This window comes from Nocardia sp. GP40 (assembly GCF_050434125.1).
In the GTDB taxonomy this organism is placed as follows: domain Bacteria; phylum Actinomycetota; class Actinomycetes; order Mycobacteriales; family Mycobacteriaceae; genus Nocardia; species Nocardia albiluteola.
Genome location: NZ_JBNPVW010000013.1, coordinates 11,543 through 28,429 on the forward strand (window position 1 = coordinate 11,543; position 16,887 = coordinate 28,429).

The following is a 16,887-nucleotide window of genomic DNA, read 5'->3' on the forward strand; positions in this document are numbered from 1 at the left end:
GCTGCCGCCGACGGACTTTGCGGCGGCGGGAGATTCGGCGCAGTGGAGCTGGGCGGAGTTGGGCCCACCGATGGTTGAGGCGTTGTAGGGCCTGCTGGAGTAGCGGCCTCCGAGAGTGGTGGAGTAGCTGGTGATGAGCCGGCCGGTGAAGGCGGACTTGCCTGGGGCTTGCGTACGCGGCCGGCTACTTGGACTACGCGCCGCCTGGGCTCGCGGCTTCGGGCCACCGAAACACCACCCCCTGAACAGGTTTCGGGCTGAGAATATCAACTTGTAGGATCAACGGGTCGGGAATCGGGGGCGATGATCAAGAAGTCGGGGCCGGCATGATCAACCATCACTCAAAACGAGCTACACCCAAACGGGACTGCCCCGAGAAGGTCGGTCAGCGTAGCAGCGGTAGTGAGCCGACGAGCTTGTTGATCTGTTTGCGCGGGCCGTACAGGCCGACGCCGACACTGGCCAGGTCTGCGGTCGGGGTGGACGCCATCTTGTCGATGTATTCCTCGTAGGTTTTGCAGGCCTGGGCCAGGGAACTGAAACCGACGAAGAATAGTTCGTCCCGAGCGGCCGCGGTCTGCACGATGGTACCGACCTGGTGGTGCGGTGCCACCAGGATCGGCAGCGGGGTGTAGATGACGCCGGGATGGATTACACCGTCAGCGTCTTTCACATCTGCGCCGACGATTCCCTCGATGCGGTGGCCCATCGTCAGTGCGAGCACGCTGGCGGCGTTGACCGCGAGTCCCGTGGGCAGCTCGTCGCTGACCACGATCGCGCACTTGAACTCTGGCCGGCTTGTCATACGTGGTCCTTTTCCGTGTTCGATATGTCTGCGTATTGGTGGTCGTTTCGCTGGTACAGGCCGGCCGCCACGCCGGCGATGACGATCGCGCCGCCGATGATCTGTTGCGCGCCAACCGATTCCCCGGTCAGCAACGCCGCCCATACCAGGCCTGCCACTGGGACGATGTTGAGTAGGTTGACCGCTACGCTGGACGGCAGCCGGCGTAATCCGTAGTTGTAGAGCCCGAACGCGGCCACCGAGCAGGGTCCGGCGAGGAAGAGCACACGGCCGAGGTCGGTCGGCGACGGCCACGCCCAGCGGTCCGTCTCGAACAGCGACATCGCCAGGAATCCGAGTGCCCCGGCCAGAGTCTGGTAGTACGTCACCACCATCGGCGAGGCGCCCGAGGTGTCGCGCTGTGCCACCAGGTTGTATCCGGTCCAGATGAGCCCACCCAGAATCAGCAGCGCATCGCCCCACAACCGGTTCCCGAGGTCGCGGTCTGCCCCGCCGCGCACGACCAGCCAGACCCCCGCGACGGCAATCAACATGCCCGTCAGCCGGATCAACGACAACGTGGCCCGCCGCAGGATCACCTCCAGGGCCAGGGTGATGATCGGGTAGGAGGCGACGATCAGCGTCGCATCCGAGGCCGTCGCCAGGTCGACGCCGAGGTTTTCCGCCGCGAAGTATGCCGCGATGCCCAGTAGCCCGGCCGCGCCGATGACCAACCGCTGCCGCACTGTCGGCGGCCGTCGGTCGCGCCTGGCATGGACCACCACGGCGAGGATGAGGGCGGCGGCGCAGAACCGGAGTGCACCGATCGTCAGCGGCGGGATCTGCGTCAACGTCACTTTGGTGACCGCGTACGACGTGCTCCAAATCAGCGCCGCCACCACCACGGCCACGACCGCCGAGGTGCGCCCGCGCGCGGGTCTCATGGGGCCGATTGCGACGAGCTCGTCGTTACAAAGGGTCATCGCGCCAAATTAACAGCGGTCACGAATGTTTCCGACAATAGCCGTGATAAATTCGGATCTCTATCGAATATCGCGAACTATGCACGGAGAAGGGGCGCTGACGTTAGTGCTGGACGAACTTGACACGGCATTGCTGGCACTCCTGCAGGAGGACTCCCGGCTGACGAACAAGGACCTGGCCGCCCGCCTGCACGTGGCACAGTCCACCTGCCTGGAACGCATCCGCAGGTTGACCAAGCGCGGCATCCTGCGCGGCCAGCACGCCGATGTGGACCTGCGGAAGATCGGCCGCGGCACCCAGGCGATCGTGGCGGTGCAGCTGCGCCCGCCCGACCGCACGGTGATCGAGTCGTTCCGGGCGTTCGTGGCGAACCTGCCCGAAGTGCTGGCCTACTTCGTCATGTCCGGCGGCGACGACTTCCTGCTACACGTCGCGGTAGCCGACAACGATCAGCTCAGCGCCTTCATTCTGGACCGCCTCACCCAACGGAGGGAGATCGTGCACGTGCGAACCTCGGTGATCTTCAGCCATGTCCGCAGATCCGTGGTCCTGCCCCTATCAGGAAGTGACACCTAGTCGGCCCGAGTAAGCTCTTCTGCCGCCGCGCGGGCGATCCGGGCGGGTCCGTGGCGCGCTGTCAATCGACACCCGGGATATAGACCCGAGTTCTCGAGTGTCGCGTCTTTCCGGCGGCTAGACGGTTCCAAGCCCTGTACTGCTGGCCGGCTGCCTTGTCAGAGCACCGATTTCACTTCAGTCAGGCTGTGATCCCCACAGAAGAGCCGGAGCCGAGATTTGTGGCCCTAGCCGCCAGGGAGCGCACCGGTAGCCGCTATCGCCCCGCTCGACAAGCCGGGATACGCGACGCTGTCCCTAGGCGTAACGTCGAGTCTGTGAGCAGTGGCGCCGTGCCGGCGGCAGGCGTGAAGGGCTCGGACCTGTGGGCCCGGGCTTTCGCGGCGCTTTATGACCCGCTGCTGTGGATGGGCGAGAAGGCGGGTATGGGCGCTCGTCGGCGAAATTTGCTCAGCCGTGCGAGGGGGCGGACTGTCGAGCTCGGCAGCGGTACCGGCCTCAACCTGGGGTACTACCCGGATGGCCTCGACGAGCTGATCTTGACCGAACCGGAGGCCGCGATGAGGACACGGTTGACGCGGAGGATGCGTCGCAGTCGACATCGCGCACGCGTGCTTGACGCATCGGCGGAACAATTGCCGTTCGCGGATGAAACCGTGAATACGGTCGTCTCAACGCTCGTGTTGTGCACTGTCGATGACCCTGATCCGGTGTTGCGGGAGATCGGGCGCGTGTTGCGCCCTGGTGGCCAGCTGCTGTTTCTCGAGCACGTACGTTCCGAGTCGCCGCGACTTTCCCTTTGGCAAGACCGCCTCGCCGGCCCGTGGCGCCGGTTCGCGGAGGGCTGCCATTGCAACCGCGCCACCCTCGAACGTATCCGGGCGTCGGGGCTGAAGCTCGACGACGTGCAAGAAATGTCCTGGCGGGGAATGCCCCCGATTGTTCGACCGCTGATCACGGGTGTGGCCACCAAGCCATCTCCGACTTCCACATAGCACGCACCCTCGCCGGTGATTCGGGCGTCGGATGCGTCATAACCCAGGTAGCGGGCGCGTTCGACGTGTGGCCGCCCTCAGGGGCTCATTTGCCACATCCCGCGCTGACCGAGCCGACAGCGCGGGGCATCGGACGATCAACTGGCCGTGCCGATCCGAGGCCGGCGGACCGTCCACTACTGCCGAAGAGCGAGTGTTCCAACGTGGCTGCCGCTCCAGCGAGAACGGAGTCTGCGCTGATATCGGCTGGGGTAGGTGTCAGAGGTGCAGGCCGTCGAGGGTGAGGGCTATGCCGCGGCGGAAACGGTCGTCCATGTTGGGGGCGGTGAGGTGCGCGGCGACCAGGCGGAGGGCGGGGAAGTCTGCTTCGGGTAGCTCCTCGAGTCTGGTGCGGGCCTGGTCGAGGACTTGGGCGGCGGTCGAGCCCGTTGCTTCGGCGGCGTTCATCGGGCGCAGTTCCTGAAGGACGAAGCCGGTGACGTAGCTGTTGAGCAGGAAGGCGGTTTCCGCTGCCGCGGGCGGGGTGAGGCCGGCGGTCAGGAGGGCGGCGACCAGGGTTTCCAAGGCGCGCAGGGTGTTCGGGCCCTGGACCCAGCGGCCGGCCATGATGGTGGCGGCGTCGCGGTGGGTGAGCAGCAGGTCACGGTAGGACGTCAGGGCCTGTTCGACGCGGTGCCGCCACGGCAGGGCGGGGTCCGGCCAGACTGCGTCGGCGAGCAGGTCGTCGGCGAGCAGGTCGATGAGTTCGTCCTTGTTGCCGACATGCCAGTACAGGGAGGACACGTCCACACCGAGGCGCGAGGCGACTCGGCGCATGCTCAGGCGGTCGACGCCCTCCTCGCGGACGATCTCGCGGGCCGCAGTCACCACGGCGGGGCGGGTCAGTCCCGAGCCGGTCCGGGGGCGCCCGCGTCGAGCACTGGTCACAACGCCTCCTCTGGGGTTACTCTTCGAGAGTACTAAACCAACACTGTTGGATTATGGAGTGATCATGTTCGATACCCGATTCGGTTTGCTCATCCCGCAACGCGGTGCGGAGTTCGGCGTCGGCACGCTGGGCGAACTGCTGGAGCTGGGACCGCTCGCCGAGCAGAGTCCCCTGCTGAGTTCGGTGTGGGTGGGGGACAGCCTCACCGCGCAGCCCAGGGCCGATTCGCTGACTCTGCTGGGTGCATTGAGCGCTCTGACCAGCCGCGTGCGGCTCGGGACGGCCTGTATGGCCAGCTTCCCGGTGCGAGATCCCGCGGTGCTCGCGTATCAGTGGGCAAGCCTGGACCGGGTGTCCGGCGGCCGGATGGTGCTCGGAGCCTGTACCGGGCTGGTGGGTGACGGGGTCAGCGCGGCGGAGGGCGAACACTGGGGTGTGCCCGATCGGGAACGGGGGCCGAGGCTGGCCGAGAACATCCGGTTGTGCCGGGAACTGTGGAGTGGCAAGGAGATCGACTTCGAGGGTCGATTCCGCAGTTATCGCGGGCTGGCCGTGCATCCGGTTCCGATACAGGATCCGTGCCCGGTGTTCATTGCCGCGAACCCCTGGAATCCGGCGTTCGCCGAGCGGGCCTTGCGGCGGGTGGCGACGCTGGCCGACGGGTGGATGACCGCTGCCAGTTGGCCCGGGTTGTTCGAAACCCTGTGGGCCGGCTTGTCCGCGCAACTCGCCGAGGTCGGTCGTGATCCCGCGCAGTTCCCGGTCACCGTGCTCTACAACATCAATGTCGGTGCCGGACGTAAGGAGTCGCTGGCGGAGACCGCACGCTTCATCCGGGCCCACGAGAACGGGGAAGACGTGCCCGCGCCGATGGTCGAGGCGTGGACGGCCGCCGGTCCACCCGCGGCCTGTGCGGCCGCGCTGCGCACCCTGATCGAGCAGGGCGCGACCCATGTGATCCTTCGCATTACGGCCTGGGATCAGCGCGCACAGCTGGATCGGGTGGTCAACGAGGTGCTCCCGCTCGTCTGAGGGGGTGCGGGGCTCATAGTGGCGATGCTGTACCGCTGTGATCGAATGAATGCTCGAGAGGGATCGCGAAAGTCGAGATTCAGGGGTGGCGGGTGCGGAGGTATTCGTCGTGTTCGGCGTCTTCGCGGAAGTATTGGGCTGTGATTTTGGTCAGTCGGTTTACTTCTGCGGCAAGGGCTTTGGGGTCTATGGGTTTGGCGATGATGGGGTTGGTGGTCTTGACGTAGTAGCGGCCGTCTTCGTAGTCCATCCACCAGAAGGAGCGGCCTGGGGAGCGGCGGGCGTCCAGGGCCGGGCCGGGGAAGATCATGATTTCGCCGTAGGCCAGGCGGGGGCGGGCGAAGACCTCGTCCAATTGGGCGGTGAGGGAGGGGGAGTGGCGGATGGGGTTGCGGCGGTCGGCTTCCAGGGCGTCGCGACGGATTTCCAGGGGGGCGCGCCTGCCCGGTTTGCGCTTCGGGAGGGATTCCACCGTGTAGTCACCCAATTGGGCTGCGCTGCAATATTTTATGACTACCTCGCCGCCGCAGTCGGGAGCGGGGCCGGGCAGCTGGACCATGACGGCGGCGGCGTTGCCCAGCACCGCGCCGTGGAAGCGATAGACCTGGGACATGCCGGGGCCGCCGAAGCCCTTGGCCTCGACGCGGACCTCGGGGTTCACCAGGATGTGCAGGGCGCGTTCGAGTTCCGGCTCGTATTTCTGGAGTACCGAGTCGACGGCGGCCTCGCGGGCGCGCTTGAGGGTGTCGAAATCCTCGATGTCGGTGCGGTATTGCAGGGGATACGGGAGCCGGTCGCGATCGTATGCGGCCCAGAGGATTTCGAATTCCAGGCCGGTGAATCTAATACTTGGGGGCATCGTAGTCTCCGCCGATCACCGGGGGCACCATCTTGGGCTGATCGCCCAGGCCGGTGAGCTCGTCGCCGTGCTCCTTGGTGACCAGATAGTCGGGGGTGCCGGACTTTTCGGCGTCCTCGCCCTTCCCCTTGGCCGCGCCCGGGTTCATACCCGTCATGCCGGTGGTGCCCGCGCGGGCCGCGGCCGTTGTGGCGGTGGTGGATGCGGCGGCGGGCTGGACGGTGCCGGTGGTGCCGGGCACGCTGCGGCCCGGGGCGTTGGTGGTCGGGGCACCCTGGGTGCCGGAGTTGGTCGAGCCGCCGAGGTTCGAGCCCGGTGTGTAGCCCGAGAAGTTCGGGTTGGAGGTCGTTCCCGGGCCGGTCGGGATGGAGACACTGGTGGCCGTGGAGGGGGTCGCCGATTGTGTTGTCGGACTGTAGCTTTGCGACTTCACGCCCGCGGTCGAGGTGGAATCGGCGGGATTCGAGGAGGTCGCCGACGGACCGGTGGCGGACTCGCCGGGGCCGGTCGCGCCCGGACTCTTGCTCGAGTCGGGGCCCGTCGCGCCGCTGCCGGCGGGGCCGGTCGCGCCGCCGGCGCTCGGGCCGGACGCGCCGGTGTTGGTCGGGCCGGTGCCGCCTGCGGGCGTGACGGGCTTGGAGTTCGGGCCCGAGGGGCCGACCGGGCCGTTCGGGCCCGAGATGATCTGCGGGGCCGTCGGCAGGTAGGGGACGCCGGTATCGGTCTGGCTGGCCACCGGGCCGTAGACGGTGGTGAGGATGCGGCGGGCTTCCTGGGTGGCTTCCTGCTTGTTGTGGTCGTCGACCTTCATGACGCCGTCGGTGGGCAGGGTCTTGCTGGACGGGGTGGGGGTCGTGACGCCGGGCATCAGGGACTGGGTTTCCTCGAGGCCGGTCTTCATCTCCGAAAGCTTCAGGGAGACAACGGTTGCCGCGTGGGCGAGGTGGGAGGATTTGTCGGTGTAGTTGTTCACCGCTTGGACCGCGGCGGTGGCGGCTTGGCCGCGCCAGCCGGAGTGGCCGTTGTCGCCGTTGATTGTCTTGGCGAACTGCTGCTGGAATTGGGAGAAGGTGCCGGTGAGGGATGCGCCGATGTTCGCCCAGGCCGTGACCGCTTGGTCAACCTGCTTCGGATTCATCGCATTGACGGACTGCTGCATGGTCGCGAGGTCCATGTGGTCGTAGCTGTCCGGGGTAGTGATCGCCGGAATTTGGACATCGCCGGAGAACTCGGTGCCGTAATTACCTTGGCCCTCGGTCTTGTAGATCCAATCTCGGTCTTTGTTCCACTGCTCTTGGGCAGCAATGACTTTGCGCTTGTAGTCGTCGTAGCTCATTGCGGGGTCACCGCCTCGATCTGGCGGCGCTGCTCCTCGTCGAGAGCGACATAATTCGCAATTGCCTTCGCTACGACCTGCTTGGCGGTATTGACGCTGTCGATATGCTGCTTGATCACGGTGTTCAACGAGCGATCGTCCCCGTTTGCGATTGCGGAGAACTTCTTCTCGAGGGTCTTGCCTGAGTTGAAATTCCCGAAACCTGTTATACGATCAAGGAACAACGATGACGTGAGGACTTTGTTCAACTCATCGATGTGATCATCACACACCTTGTCCAGGCCCTTGCCTGTTTCCGGATCGAGGTACAGTTCGCCTGAATTAGCCTTGTCCAGCAGGGTCTTCCACTGGCTGGGATCGACGCCGTCCATAATCCCCTCCCTACGTCCCCGGGAGATACTGGGCCAGACCATCCGCAAGGCGGTGAACTGTGGCGCAAGGCTCTCCAAGGCCCGGCTTTCCGTATTGGTTGACCACTTCGAAGTCGACAGTGCCGCCTGTCACTTGCAGGCTGATTGAGCAATCAATATCAGCCTGACCCACGGCGTGATACTGAAGACCTTGGTGGCTTCCGACGGTTATCGGGGTAAATCCTTCGTAGTCCGTTCGCTGCTTGTATTCGCTCAATGTGTGACTAGAGGTGAACATCTCGAAGGTGTAGGTCTTGTCGTTGGCCTGCCATCCACAGGTTTTCCAACCATCGAACGTCGTTCCGGCGATCTGGTCGGTCTTTGAGGTCGTATTAAGACCCAGACCGGAAGCAGCCGAATCTGGAATAGTGCAGGGGTCCCATTGCTTCACTGCGGAATCAGACGCGGTGGTTGTAGCCGCAGCTGCGCTGCTGCTTGCCGTCGTGGTCTGCGCGGCCGATGTCGGCGATCCAGTGTTGGTTTTTCCACATCCAGCCAGCGTCAGCCCTGCGGCGGCGGTCAGCGCGACCACGCTGAGTGTCTTCGACCTCTGGGTCATCCGTCGCCCTCCACTGTCACCCGATGTGGGGGCTGGTTGGCGTCCCCCCGCTTCCCGGAACCCTACCGGGCACTCGGGCGGGGGTTCAACTGATCGGTTATCGCGGGCCGCATCTTCAACGAGGTCACGGGGCATAAACGGCGTGAGGACCGGACGCAATGTGTCCGGTCCTCACGCACGTTCGATCAAGCGTGATCGAGTCCGCCGTCCCGCACGTCAGCGGTGAAGGCATCCCACTCCGCAGGCGTGAAGACCAGTGCCGGACCGGTCGGATTCTTCGAGTCGCGGACGCCGACGTGATCTTCGTTCAGGAAGGCAACCTCCACGCAAGCCGAGGTCTCCCTGCTTTTGCTGGACTTGAACCATTGAGCGCCGATGAGGTTGATGCTCATTGGGCACACTCCCTTGCTATTTCCAGGATCAGCTCTCTGGATTGGATTGGGTTCAACGCTACACGCCGGATCTGTTCTCCCGCTTGCCGATACTGCTCTACCTCGGACTCTCGCTCGAGGTAGAGGCTGCCCGCGAAGCCCTCGACGTAGACGACCGATGGTTCCTGCAGCTTGGTCGCAGGCAGAGGTGGGAAATCCAGCAACACGAACTTGCCGACGAGGGACCCTAAATGGTTGGACGCCTTGTACGGCACGACTTGGATCGTGATGTTCGGATACTCGCTGAGCGCAGCGAGTCTCAGCAACTGCTCCTCCATGACCGCGACGCTGCCTACCTGGCAGCGCAACGCCGCTTCGAAGATCAGGACAACGATGGTGACCCGGGGGTCCCGCAGTCGACGCTGTCGCCTCGAGGCCAACTGCACAAGTCGCTCGACCTCATCGTGTGTCTTTGTCGGATGCTCGGTCCACGCCAGCGCCCGCCGGTAGTCGGAGGTCTGGAACAGTCCCGGTATCAGGAGTGTCGACCAGAAAGTGATATTGCTGGCCGAATCCTCAAGCGAGATATAGTGATTGAAGTCCATCGGAATCTCGTCGGCGTAGGCTCGCCACCATCTTCCTCCGGACTTGTGTGCCTCCCGCACCTCAGCGCCCAACGCCAGCAACACCTTTCGCTCGGCATCGCTTACCCGATACGCATCGCACAGCGCGTTGATATGCAAACTCGACGTCCGCGTCGCCTGCCCGTCCTCCAACCTCCCGATGGACTGCGGGGACAGCTCAACCGCTCTCCCCGCCGCTGATTGGCTCATCTCCGCGGCTTCCCTCAGCTGGCGCAACCGCCGGCCGAGTGACCGCCGCGCGAGCGTAGATCCTGCCATTCCCTTTGCCTCCCTAACGAATCTGCACGCCGTACTGGAACGGCCCGCGCCGGTAGGCCCCATACCGGATGGTGCTGATCGGGGGAGCGGTATGCCGGAAGGCGTTGCGGCGGAGCGGGCTCTGCCGGATAACGCGATCTCGGAAATAGCGCATGACCGATATACCCCTGCCGGAAAGGAATCTACGGGCGAGAGCCCCGGTGGTGATCGAGCGATTACAACCGACATCGTAGGTCGATGTGTGCCGATTCGCCATCGCCTGGCGTAGAAAAGATTTCGTTCATCGACCAGCCAATCGGAAAGGGGGCCACCATGTACGGCCTGCAGCCCGCGGATCACAACGTTGTGACCGTTATGACGATCCCCGTAGCGCATCGAATCATGCAAGAACATATCGATTGTCCAATTACCGTGTGCGCGCTGAAAAGACAGGCCAAGCGCGCCTTGATCGGGGCCGGGATGCTACGGCCGGCCACCGCGGCGCATGCCGGATCCTGAAGGAGAGGGACACTCCTTGCGGTGGAACCCCGTCTACCACGACATCCCAGGAAACCCGCTATCACCTGCGCAGATGCATAGAGAGCTGAACCGTGAGCGGCACGCGGACTGCACGCTGAGCGACTGCGACATGATCCGCTTCTGCTGGATGATGCTCATCGAACTGGGGCATCCGAATCCGTCGGCCCCTCCGGAGCAATGCCCCCTCTGCGCGTCCGCCTGAGGCCTTCGCGCGGGGGGAAGTTCACTGCGGAGACATTCCAATTCGGCATTCGCACCCATAAATCTCGACATCCGCACCCAGTAATTTCGACATGCTCTCGGCCGGAATTCGCCGGACCGATGTCTGCGGACCGGTAAAAGCGCGCCGGAGGGCTCGAGATTCGGAATGTCGGACGGTACAAGACATTCCGGCCGAGATATTCAGCCTCGGAATATTCCACACCGAATCGATGCCGCGCGAAATCCGCTCCGCGCCCGATCCATCCACCCCGAATCCACCCACGACACGAGAACCCATGGCACCCAGATGTCCCACCTCGAAGATCGCCCCACCATGCTAGGCGAACCCCTGCCCACCAAATCCGAACTGCTGCATGCCTGCCGCGGCCTCGACTACGATCGGCATCCGATCCTGCGCGCGGCGCACGCTCTCACCGAGCTCCACGAAAGACGCCTGGGCTCAACCTGTCCTGAGACGGCCGAGCTGGATATCGAACGCGCCGAACACATCGCCGACATCGACCGCTGCGTCACCTCGTCCCTCCCGCCGGCGCACGGCTCGGCCCACGTGCACACCGAAACCCTGGGTGCCGTCGTCGACCGCGTCGCGCGGTTCACCGCCACCGCCTACGCCGCTCTGGCCAGCCCGGTCGACTGGCGCCTCGGCGACGCCTGGGAGCGCCTGGCCGAGCTGGCCATCGGCTACGAGGACCTCATCGCCGAGCTCCACATCGGCCGCCGCCGCCTGCCGGGCGGGCCGTAACCCGTGCTGAGCGAGCCGCCGTTTCGCCCCGCACCCTGCTGAAACGGGTGCGAGCATCTGCCAGGAGTGAATATGAGCGTGACCACGATCGATCTGGACGACGAGCTGCACGGCCGGGCGACGTTGCGGGAGTGCGACTTCCAGGAGGCCGAAGGCTGGGACTACGAGACGTGGCAGCGGCTGCGGGCGGAGGAGAAGGGGACTCCAGCGAGGCGATCCGGTACCTGGTCGATTCGTCCGCGTTGTGGCTGCGCGATCCCGGCGCCGCGCGAGGCTAGGTGCCGCCGACCAATCAGGCGATGGATCGGACTCGATCGGCCGCGACGGTCTCCTTCGGCAGACCGAGGACATCCGGGTCGAGAACGTTCAGAAGTTGCTGGTCGGACCGGGAATTGATCCAGCTCGTGGTGATGTCGTAACCGGTGTCGAACTGTTCTTCGGATGTCCGTGTGGGCGCCTTGAGCGCGGCGCCGTAGGGCTCGTGGGCGAAAATGGTTGACTCGCACAGGGTCTCGTCGCGGAATGGACGCGGGCGGTGGGCGATTGCGGGCAGTGATGGATGCAGCAGTGGGAAGATCAATCCGCCTCGGCTGTCGTACGGTTGCGGCCCGTACAGGTCCAGGATCAGGGCGGGGTGTGGGGCGAAGATGTCGTGCGGCACTCGGTATTGGCAACCGCCGTCGAAGATGTCCTCGAGTCCCGGGGCCGCGGGCAGGGCTCCGGGTATCCGGGTGGCGGCGACCAGAGCATCGGCGACGGGCAGGTCGGACAGGCCGAGCTTCGGGAGGTCGCGGGGCAGCAGCAGGGTGCCGTGTTCGGCCGAGTAAACGGGGATGAGCAATGATGACGCGGCTCGGTGTGGCTGCTGTTCGGAGGATTCTGGATCGAGGGCGAAGTCTGCGAAGGTGCGGTCACCGACGACAGCGTGGGCAAGTTCTCGAATCCGTGGCTGCGGGTACAGTGCGTGTCGGGTCAGCATGGCGCGAAAGCTCCTCGCGCCCAGGACATCCTGTTCGGGATATGCGACCGCGATCTGCCGGGCCTTGTCCCGGGGCATTCCCAGCGCGATCGCCGCGGCCGCGATCGCGCCACCGCTGACACCCACGGCGACCGGTTGCACCGCGGGCGCAGATTGCGGACTGTTCTGGTCTCGCCGGGCTGTGATCGCGTCCACCGCGCCGCTCGCCATCCCGACCATCAGCGTGAGGCTGCGGCCCGCCACTCCGGCGAGAATCCGAACCACGGGCCGCTCTGTCGTCAAGGGCTGTCCTTTCAACTGGTGTCCCTCAGCGCCGTCCGGCGATCGAGGCGATCCACCGCCGAATCCACCGGCGCACACCGTGATCGGCTCGGCGCTTCGGTGATTCGGCCGCGGCCAGGGCGGTGCGAAGCCCGCGTCGTGCGCCGATGGCCGGGGCGGTCGCCGCCCGGAGGGATCGATCGGCCGAGGTGGGCGAGACGCCGGAGAACTTGCGTTCCGAGCGGGTTTCGGCGGCGTCGTCGGAGGTGCGGCGCAGCAATCGATCCGGCAGCGCGAGTTTCCACGCGGTGCGGTGCGCCAGCCAGAACTGCGTGAGCAGCGGGCCGGTCGTGTACGGCAGGTCGTATTTGTCGCACAGGGCGCGCACGCGCTCGGAGATCTCGGGGTAGCGGTTGCTGGGCAGGTCGGGGAACAGGTGGTGTTCGATCTGATAGCAGAGGTTGCCGGTCATGAACGCCAGCGTCGGGCCGGCGGTGAAGTTCGCGGAGCCCAGCAGTTGCCGCAGATACCACTCCCCGCGGGTCTCCTCGTCCAGTTGCTCGACGGTGAATTTTTCCGCGCCGTCGGGGAAGTGCCCGCACATGATCACCAGGTAGGACCACAGGTTCCGCAGCAACAGCGCGGTGGCGTTCGCCGCGAGCGTGTGCCGGAACCCGCGCCGCCCGCTCAGCACCGGGAACAGCACGAAGTCCTTGCCGACCTGGCGGGCCATCTTTCGCGCGAACTCGATATTCGGTTTCGACCCCACCCGGCCGCGGGGAATGCCCAGGTGCCGTCGCTCGAGCCCCACGTCGTGGACGGCGATGGCCAGCTCGAACGACGCGGCGATGAGCAGATTCGTGATCGGCTGTAGCAGGTGGACCGGACGCCACGGCTCGTCGCGGGTCATCCGCAGGACGGCGAAGCCCAGGTCCTCGTCCATCTCGTAGACGTTGGTGTAGGTGTGGTGAACATGGTTGTGTGCGCGCTTCCAATGCGCGGACGGGCCAAGGAAATCCCATTCCCAACTGGTGGAATGGATTTCGGGATCGTTCATCCAATCCCATTGGCCGTGACTGATGTTGTGGCCCAGCTCCATCATCTCGATGATCTTCGCGACCGCCAGCAGCACGGTCCCGGCCCTGCGCGGCGCCCGATATCGGCTGGCGCACAACAGTCCACGCGCGGTCACCTCGAGACCACGGTGAACTCTGATCACGCGCCGGATATAGTCCGCGTCCGACTGTCCGAGCGATTGCTCTATGTCCGTGCGGATCTGGTCCAGTTCGCGGCCGAGCTCATCGATGTCGGCCTCGGTGAGATGGGCGTATGCCTGGATATCGGTGATGGCCACCTACATTCCTGCCCAACCCGCGGGTTCACCTGCGAGACACCACATTGCGGTTGCCGTGCTCACCGAATTTCTCTCCTGTTGGCCGTCACCCACGAACCGTCGTGGTTCAGCACGGGTGCGAACGAATGAACCGCACGAACGTAGCCTCATATGCACGATTCGCCACCAGAGAGAAGGCATCGACGCGCGATCGCGGGGTGCCCTCCTGTGCCTCGACCGCGCTCAGCTGCGGCGCGGCTATGGGGTTGGCTTTTCGACTCGAATTCGGCTATCGCGCCGAGGATTTGGAGAACATGCGGCACACGGCGGTGGAGGTGTCAATGCCCTTCCGCCAGTGAGTCGGCCGAGTACTGCGTGGCTGTCCAAGGCGGTGTGCCGGGTGTGGGGGTGAGTGTCACCGTGATTTCGGTTTTGCCAGCGGTCTGCGAGCCGGGCAGTGGGTAGGAGTCCTCCAGCCACCGGTGGACATTGTTGCTGCGGGCCTGCATCCAGGTGCCGATGGGTTTGCCGTCGACGGATACTTGGGCGGACTGGTTGCCGGCGATTTGGTCGGAGATGCGGCGCATCAGCACGCCATTGTTGTCGGGCGATATATGCAGCCGGAACGTGATCCGGCCGCCTCCCACTTCGACCGTGCCGGGTACCGCGACCGCGTCCTCGGTTCCCTCGTATTGGCTGACCAGGTGGTATCGGCTGCCGTCCGGGTTGGCGTAGGCGTGTTGGTTACGACTGGCCGGGTCGGCGAGATCCAGGCTGTCGCTATGGGTCATCGCGGTATCGGGCTGGGCGTACATCAAAGTGGTAGAGCTGTAGTCGGCATCGATGAGGTCCCGTTTGCCGTGTTCCATCCCGAATCGTATTCCTGATCGGTAATCCATGGCGTCGGCCAGCATCACCCTGTAGGTGGATAGACAGTAGTCCGGACAGCCGGGGCCTGGCCCGCGGTGGTTTGGCATACCGGTGAACGGTGCGCTGTAGTTCGTCCCGCCGATCGGGAAATGATCGGGTTCGGCTTTGATGTCGGGTGACCACTCGATATGCGCCAGGAAGTACCAGCCGCCTTCATAGAAGTCCTCGGTTCCGGTGCCGTACAGCTGCGGCGAGCGCAGGCCGTCCACGTAGACGCGGTCGGCACCCTCGAGGAAGGTCGGGGCCGCGGGCGAGAACGATGTCGGGGTGCGGTGGCCGCGCATGGTCTCGTTGACACCGACGATCTTGCCCTGTCCCGGCTGGTCGGCGAATGACCAATCCTTGCCGGATGTGGTCGGTGCGCCGTCGGAAACGGCAGTGAAATACCCGGCGCTGTGGTTGTCGAGTGCCTTGGCCCATTGCGGATCCGACGCCGAGGAGACGTCGGTCTGGATTCGCGCGATCGGATTGGCAGTGGTGTTGAGCACGCTGATGTGTACATCGTGCCCGTAGGGCATGGGCCACCAGCTCGACATCCAGCTGTTCGGCTCGGCCGTGAACAGCAACGACTGCACAGGCGCCGCGCCCAGCCCCGAGCCGAAGAATTCACCAACCGGGGTGTCGACGGTTTGGTGCCCATCGAAGGATATCCGCAGCCGTAGCCCGGATCTGATTTCGTCGCTGTCGGTTGGAAGGCGCAATCGCAGCGCCGCAATACTGCCGGAGCCGGTCGCCGACGCGATCGGAACGCTCGCACCGGGTGGGATGTCGACAGTATGCGTCTCGGTATGGACTCCAGGCAGGACCGGTTTAGGGTCGCGGGTTCCGGCCGTCTTCAGGGTGGCCACGACGTCGTCGGCGTGGTCGGACGGGTCGAAGGCCCGAATTCCGTCTGCGCTCGGGAAATGTCGGTAGTAGACGTGGTAGTACTTCAGCTTTGCTTGGACGCTGACCCGGATCGAGTCGCGGTAGGGCATAGGGACTTTGATGTACACCCCGCCTCCTGCCTGCTGGGCGTTCGCGACGAGCGGGAACACATAGGGTGCGCCGAGGCTGCCGTTCACGACCGACTGCAGGGGAGCGTCCAGTACGGTTCGCCCGTCAAGTTCGATCCGGATGTTCCCCATGGCTGACACGTCACCACGGACACCATTCACATCGTTGGTGAACCAGATCGAGGATATTTCGCCCGCTCCCGCGTCCTGGGCGATCACGCACCCCGCTCCGCCGGTGCTCAGGCACCCCCCGCTGCCGTTGTTGTTTCCGGTGTATGCCTCGTAGGTGCCGCCCGTGCGATCGAAACTCGAGAACTCGAGTGTCCGGGATCCGCGCTGTAGGTATGGCAGTCGGTCCAGCCGGCGGTAGGTGTCCCAACCTGTCAGCGGCGTATCGATTTCCGCACGGTTCGGCGCTTTCCGCGCTGGTGTACCCGGTCCGCTACTGCATCCGGCCAACAGCACGACTGCGCCCGCAGCGGCAAACGCGGGCAGCAAACGCCATCGCCGGCTCCGCCTCGACATCACTGCCATGTACTTCCGCCTTCCCCTGATCGCACGAACGTGATCGAAATCTTCCAGCTCGACCTTGGGAACCGCCCCTGGCGATACGGCCATTGCTGGGAACCCGCACGCGGTCGACAACACCACTGGATTGAATTGCCGCAGATAGGAATACGACGTATCCAGGGCGGTCAGGTGGCCGTGATCGCGGGGCAGCCGCGGCTTGGCCTGCGCTATCGCCGCGCGGAACCGCTCCCATCGGATTTTCTCGCCGCGGATCATCTCCTCGTCGGGGGCGCGAATATTTGCTGTGTCGGTAGCGATAGCGTCGAGCGGGGGTTAGCGCACTGTATTTGCATCGGAAATTTCACTGCGGCATGGTGTTTTCGGTGTGCCTGTGTGCGAGATTGTTGCGCGGAAGGGTGTTGCGGCCCGCCCGGGCTTTTCAGGGGAAGTGACGGCGTCGTATTCCAGAAGCATTGGCGCAGGTGGGCGTTGGTGACGACGCTCCCGGGGCTGTTCGAGTTGCCGCAGCTGGAAGGTTTGCTCGGTATGCTCAGAAATGCGAGCTGGTCAGTTTACCGCTGAATTCCATGCTCGAAAACTTGTTGTCTCGCAAGGTAGGCGAGAATATTAGAGTATCGGTCGGTAGAGGTAACGGAGAGG

The 16,887-nt window shown here is 64.7% G+C and carries 16 protein-coding genes; 4 read left to right on the forward strand and 12 right to left on the reverse strand.

Annotated elements, in window-relative coordinates; translation table 11 throughout:
- Positions 1–385 precede the first annotated feature (385 nt).
- Positions 386–805, reverse strand: coding sequence for a DUF2000 domain-containing protein (locus ABH933_RS32445; protein WP_429421427.1), 420 nt, complete (start codon positions 803–805; stop codon positions 386–388).
- Positions 802–1,767 (reverse strand): DMT family transporter, encoded by a 966-nt coding sequence (locus ABH933_RS32450; protein WP_429455193.1) that lies wholly within the window; start codon positions 1,765–1,767, stop codon positions 802–804. Before ABH933_RS32450 ends, ABH933_RS32445 begins: the two co-directional genes overlap by 4 nt.
- A gap of 106 nt (positions 1,768–1,873) precedes the next feature.
- Here ABH933_RS32450 and ABH933_RS32455 point away from each other — a divergent pair, with 106 nt between their 5' ends.
- On the forward strand, positions 1,874–2,344 hold the full coding sequence (locus tag ABH933_RS32455) for an Lrp/AsnC family transcriptional regulator (RefSeq protein ID WP_429421431.1): 471 nt from the start codon (positions 1,874–1,876) through the stop codon (positions 2,342–2,344).
- Positions 2,345–2,661: 317 nt separating this feature from the next.
- Positions 2,662–3,339: a class I SAM-dependent methyltransferase gene (locus ABH933_RS32460; protein WP_429421433.1), complete on the forward strand. Its 678-nt coding sequence runs from the start codon at positions 2,662–2,664 to the stop codon at positions 3,337–3,339.
- Positions 3,340–3,597: 258 nt separating this feature from the next.
- Here ABH933_RS32460 and ABH933_RS32465 read toward each other — a convergent pair whose 3' ends face one another.
- The gene (locus ABH933_RS32465) at positions 3,598–4,266 is read right to left on the reverse strand and encodes a TetR/AcrR family transcriptional regulator C-terminal domain-containing protein (protein WP_429421435.1); all 669 of its coding nucleotides are present in this window, start codon (positions 4,264–4,266) and stop codon (positions 3,598–3,600) included.
- Positions 4,267–4,330: 64 nt separating this feature from the next.
- On the opposite strand from ABH933_RS32465, the gene ABH933_RS32470 reads away from it, so the two are divergent.
- Positions 4,331–5,299 (forward strand): LLM class flavin-dependent oxidoreductase, encoded by a 969-nt coding sequence (locus tag ABH933_RS32470; protein ID WP_429421436.1) that lies wholly within the window; start codon positions 4,331–4,333, stop codon positions 5,297–5,299.
- Between the two features lie 79 nt (positions 5,300–5,378).
- On the opposite strand, the gene ABH933_RS32475 is transcribed toward ABH933_RS32470, so the two are convergent.
- The 6 genes from ABH933_RS32475 to ABH933_RS32500 all read right to left on the reverse strand — a co-directional run bounded on the left by ABH933_RS32475 (position 5,379) and on the right by ABH933_RS32500 (position 9,736).
- Positions 5,379–6,158 carry an ESX secretion-associated protein EspG gene (locus tag ABH933_RS32475; protein WP_429421438.1) on the reverse strand — a complete coding sequence of 260 codons (780 nt, stop codon included), beginning with the start codon at positions 6,156–6,158 and terminating at the stop codon, positions 5,379–5,381.
- Positions 6,142–7,494, reverse strand: a complete 1,353-nt coding sequence (locus ABH933_RS32480) for a hypothetical protein (RefSeq protein ID WP_429421440.1) — start codon at positions 7,492–7,494, stop codon at positions 6,142–6,144. The genes ABH933_RS32475 and ABH933_RS32480 overlap by 17 nt, the downstream gene beginning before the upstream one ends.
- Positions 7,491–7,865 carry a hypothetical protein gene (locus tag ABH933_RS32485; RefSeq protein WP_429421441.1) on the reverse strand — a complete coding sequence of 125 codons (375 nt, stop codon included), beginning with the start codon at positions 7,863–7,865 and terminating at the stop codon, positions 7,491–7,493. The genes ABH933_RS32480 and ABH933_RS32485 overlap by 4 nt, the downstream gene beginning before the upstream one ends.
- A gap of 10 nt (positions 7,866–7,875) precedes the next feature.
- Positions 7,876–8,436 carry a DUF3558 domain-containing protein gene (locus ABH933_RS32490; protein ID WP_429421443.1) on the reverse strand — a complete coding sequence of 187 codons (561 nt, stop codon included), beginning with the start codon at positions 8,434–8,436 and terminating at the stop codon, positions 7,876–7,878.
- A gap of 212 nt (positions 8,437–8,648) precedes the next feature.
- On the reverse strand, positions 8,649–8,855 hold the full coding sequence (locus ABH933_RS32495; protein WP_429421445.1) for a DUF397 domain-containing protein: 207 nt from the start codon (positions 8,853–8,855) through the stop codon (positions 8,649–8,651).
- Complete coding sequence (locus ABH933_RS32500) at positions 8,852–9,736, reverse strand: helix-turn-helix domain-containing protein (RefSeq protein WP_429421447.1); 885 nt, start codon at positions 9,734–9,736, stop codon at positions 8,852–8,854. Before ABH933_RS32500 ends, ABH933_RS32495 begins: the two co-directional genes overlap by 4 nt.
- A 1,054-nt stretch (positions 9,737–10,790) precedes the next feature.
- Between ABH933_RS32500 and ABH933_RS32505 the strand changes: the two genes are divergently transcribed.
- Positions 10,791–11,219 (forward strand): DUF4254 domain-containing protein, encoded by a 429-nt coding sequence (locus ABH933_RS32505; protein WP_429421451.1) that lies wholly within the window; start codon positions 10,791–10,793, stop codon positions 11,217–11,219.
- A gap of 292 nt (positions 11,220–11,511) precedes the next feature.
- Here the strand turns inward: ABH933_RS32505 and ABH933_RS32510 are convergent, their stop codons facing one another.
- The 3 genes from ABH933_RS32510 to ABH933_RS32520 all read right to left on the reverse strand — a co-directional run bounded on the left by ABH933_RS32510 (position 11,512) and on the right by ABH933_RS32520 (position 16,242).
- Complete coding sequence (locus ABH933_RS32510) at positions 11,512–12,480, reverse strand: patatin-like phospholipase family protein (RefSeq protein WP_429421453.1); 969 nt, start codon at positions 12,478–12,480, stop codon at positions 11,512–11,514.
- A 25-nt stretch (positions 12,481–12,505) separates the two neighbouring features.
- Positions 12,506–13,813: a fatty acid desaturase family protein gene (locus tag ABH933_RS32515; RefSeq protein ID WP_429421455.1), complete on the reverse strand. Its 1,308-nt coding sequence runs from the start codon at positions 13,811–13,813 to the stop codon at positions 12,506–12,508.
- Between the two features lie 317 nt (positions 13,814–14,130).
- On the reverse strand, positions 14,131–16,242 hold the full coding sequence (locus ABH933_RS32520; protein ID WP_429421949.1) for a glycoside hydrolase family 172 protein: 2,112 nt from the start codon (positions 16,240–16,242) through the stop codon (positions 14,131–14,133).
- Between the last annotated feature and the right edge of the window lie 645 nt (positions 16,243–16,887).

Coding starts and splice junctions, on each gene's coding strand:
- ABH933_RS32445 (WP_429421427.1), bottom strand. CDS start 805: ATGACAAGCCGGCCAGAGTTCAAGTGCGCGATCGTGGTCAGCGACGAG.
- ABH933_RS32450 (WP_429455193.1), bottom strand. CDS start 1,767: ATGACCCTTTGTAACGACGAGCTCGTCGCAATCGGCCCCATGAGACCC.
- ABH933_RS32470 (WP_429421436.1), top strand. CDS start 4,331: ATGTTCGATACCCGATTCGGTTTGCTCATCCCGCAACGCGGTGCGGAG.
- ABH933_RS32475 (WP_429421438.1), bottom strand. CDS start 6,158: ATGCCCCCAAGTATTAGATTCACCGGCCTGGAATTCGAAATCCTCTGG.
- ABH933_RS32480 (WP_429421440.1), bottom strand. CDS start 7,494: ATGAGCTACGACGACTACAAGCGCAAAGTCATTGCTGCCCAAGAGCAG.
- ABH933_RS32485 (WP_429421441.1), bottom strand. CDS start 7,865: ATGGACGGCGTCGATCCCAGCCAGTGGAAGACCCTGCTGGACAAGGCT.
- ABH933_RS32495 (WP_429421445.1), bottom strand. CDS start 8,855: ATGAGCATCAACCTCATCGGCGCTCAATGGTTCAAGTCCAGCAAAAGC.
- ABH933_RS32500 (WP_429421447.1), bottom strand. CDS start 9,736: ATGGCAGGATCTACGCTCGCGCGGCGGTCACTCGGCCGGCGGTTGCGC.
- ABH933_RS32505 (WP_429421451.1), top strand. CDS start 10,791: ATGCTAGGCGAACCCCTGCCCACCAAATCCGAACTGCTGCATGCCTGC.
- ABH933_RS32520 (WP_429421949.1), bottom strand. CDS start 16,242: ATGTCGAGGCGGAGCCGGCGATGGCGTTTGCTGCCCGCGTTTGCCGCT.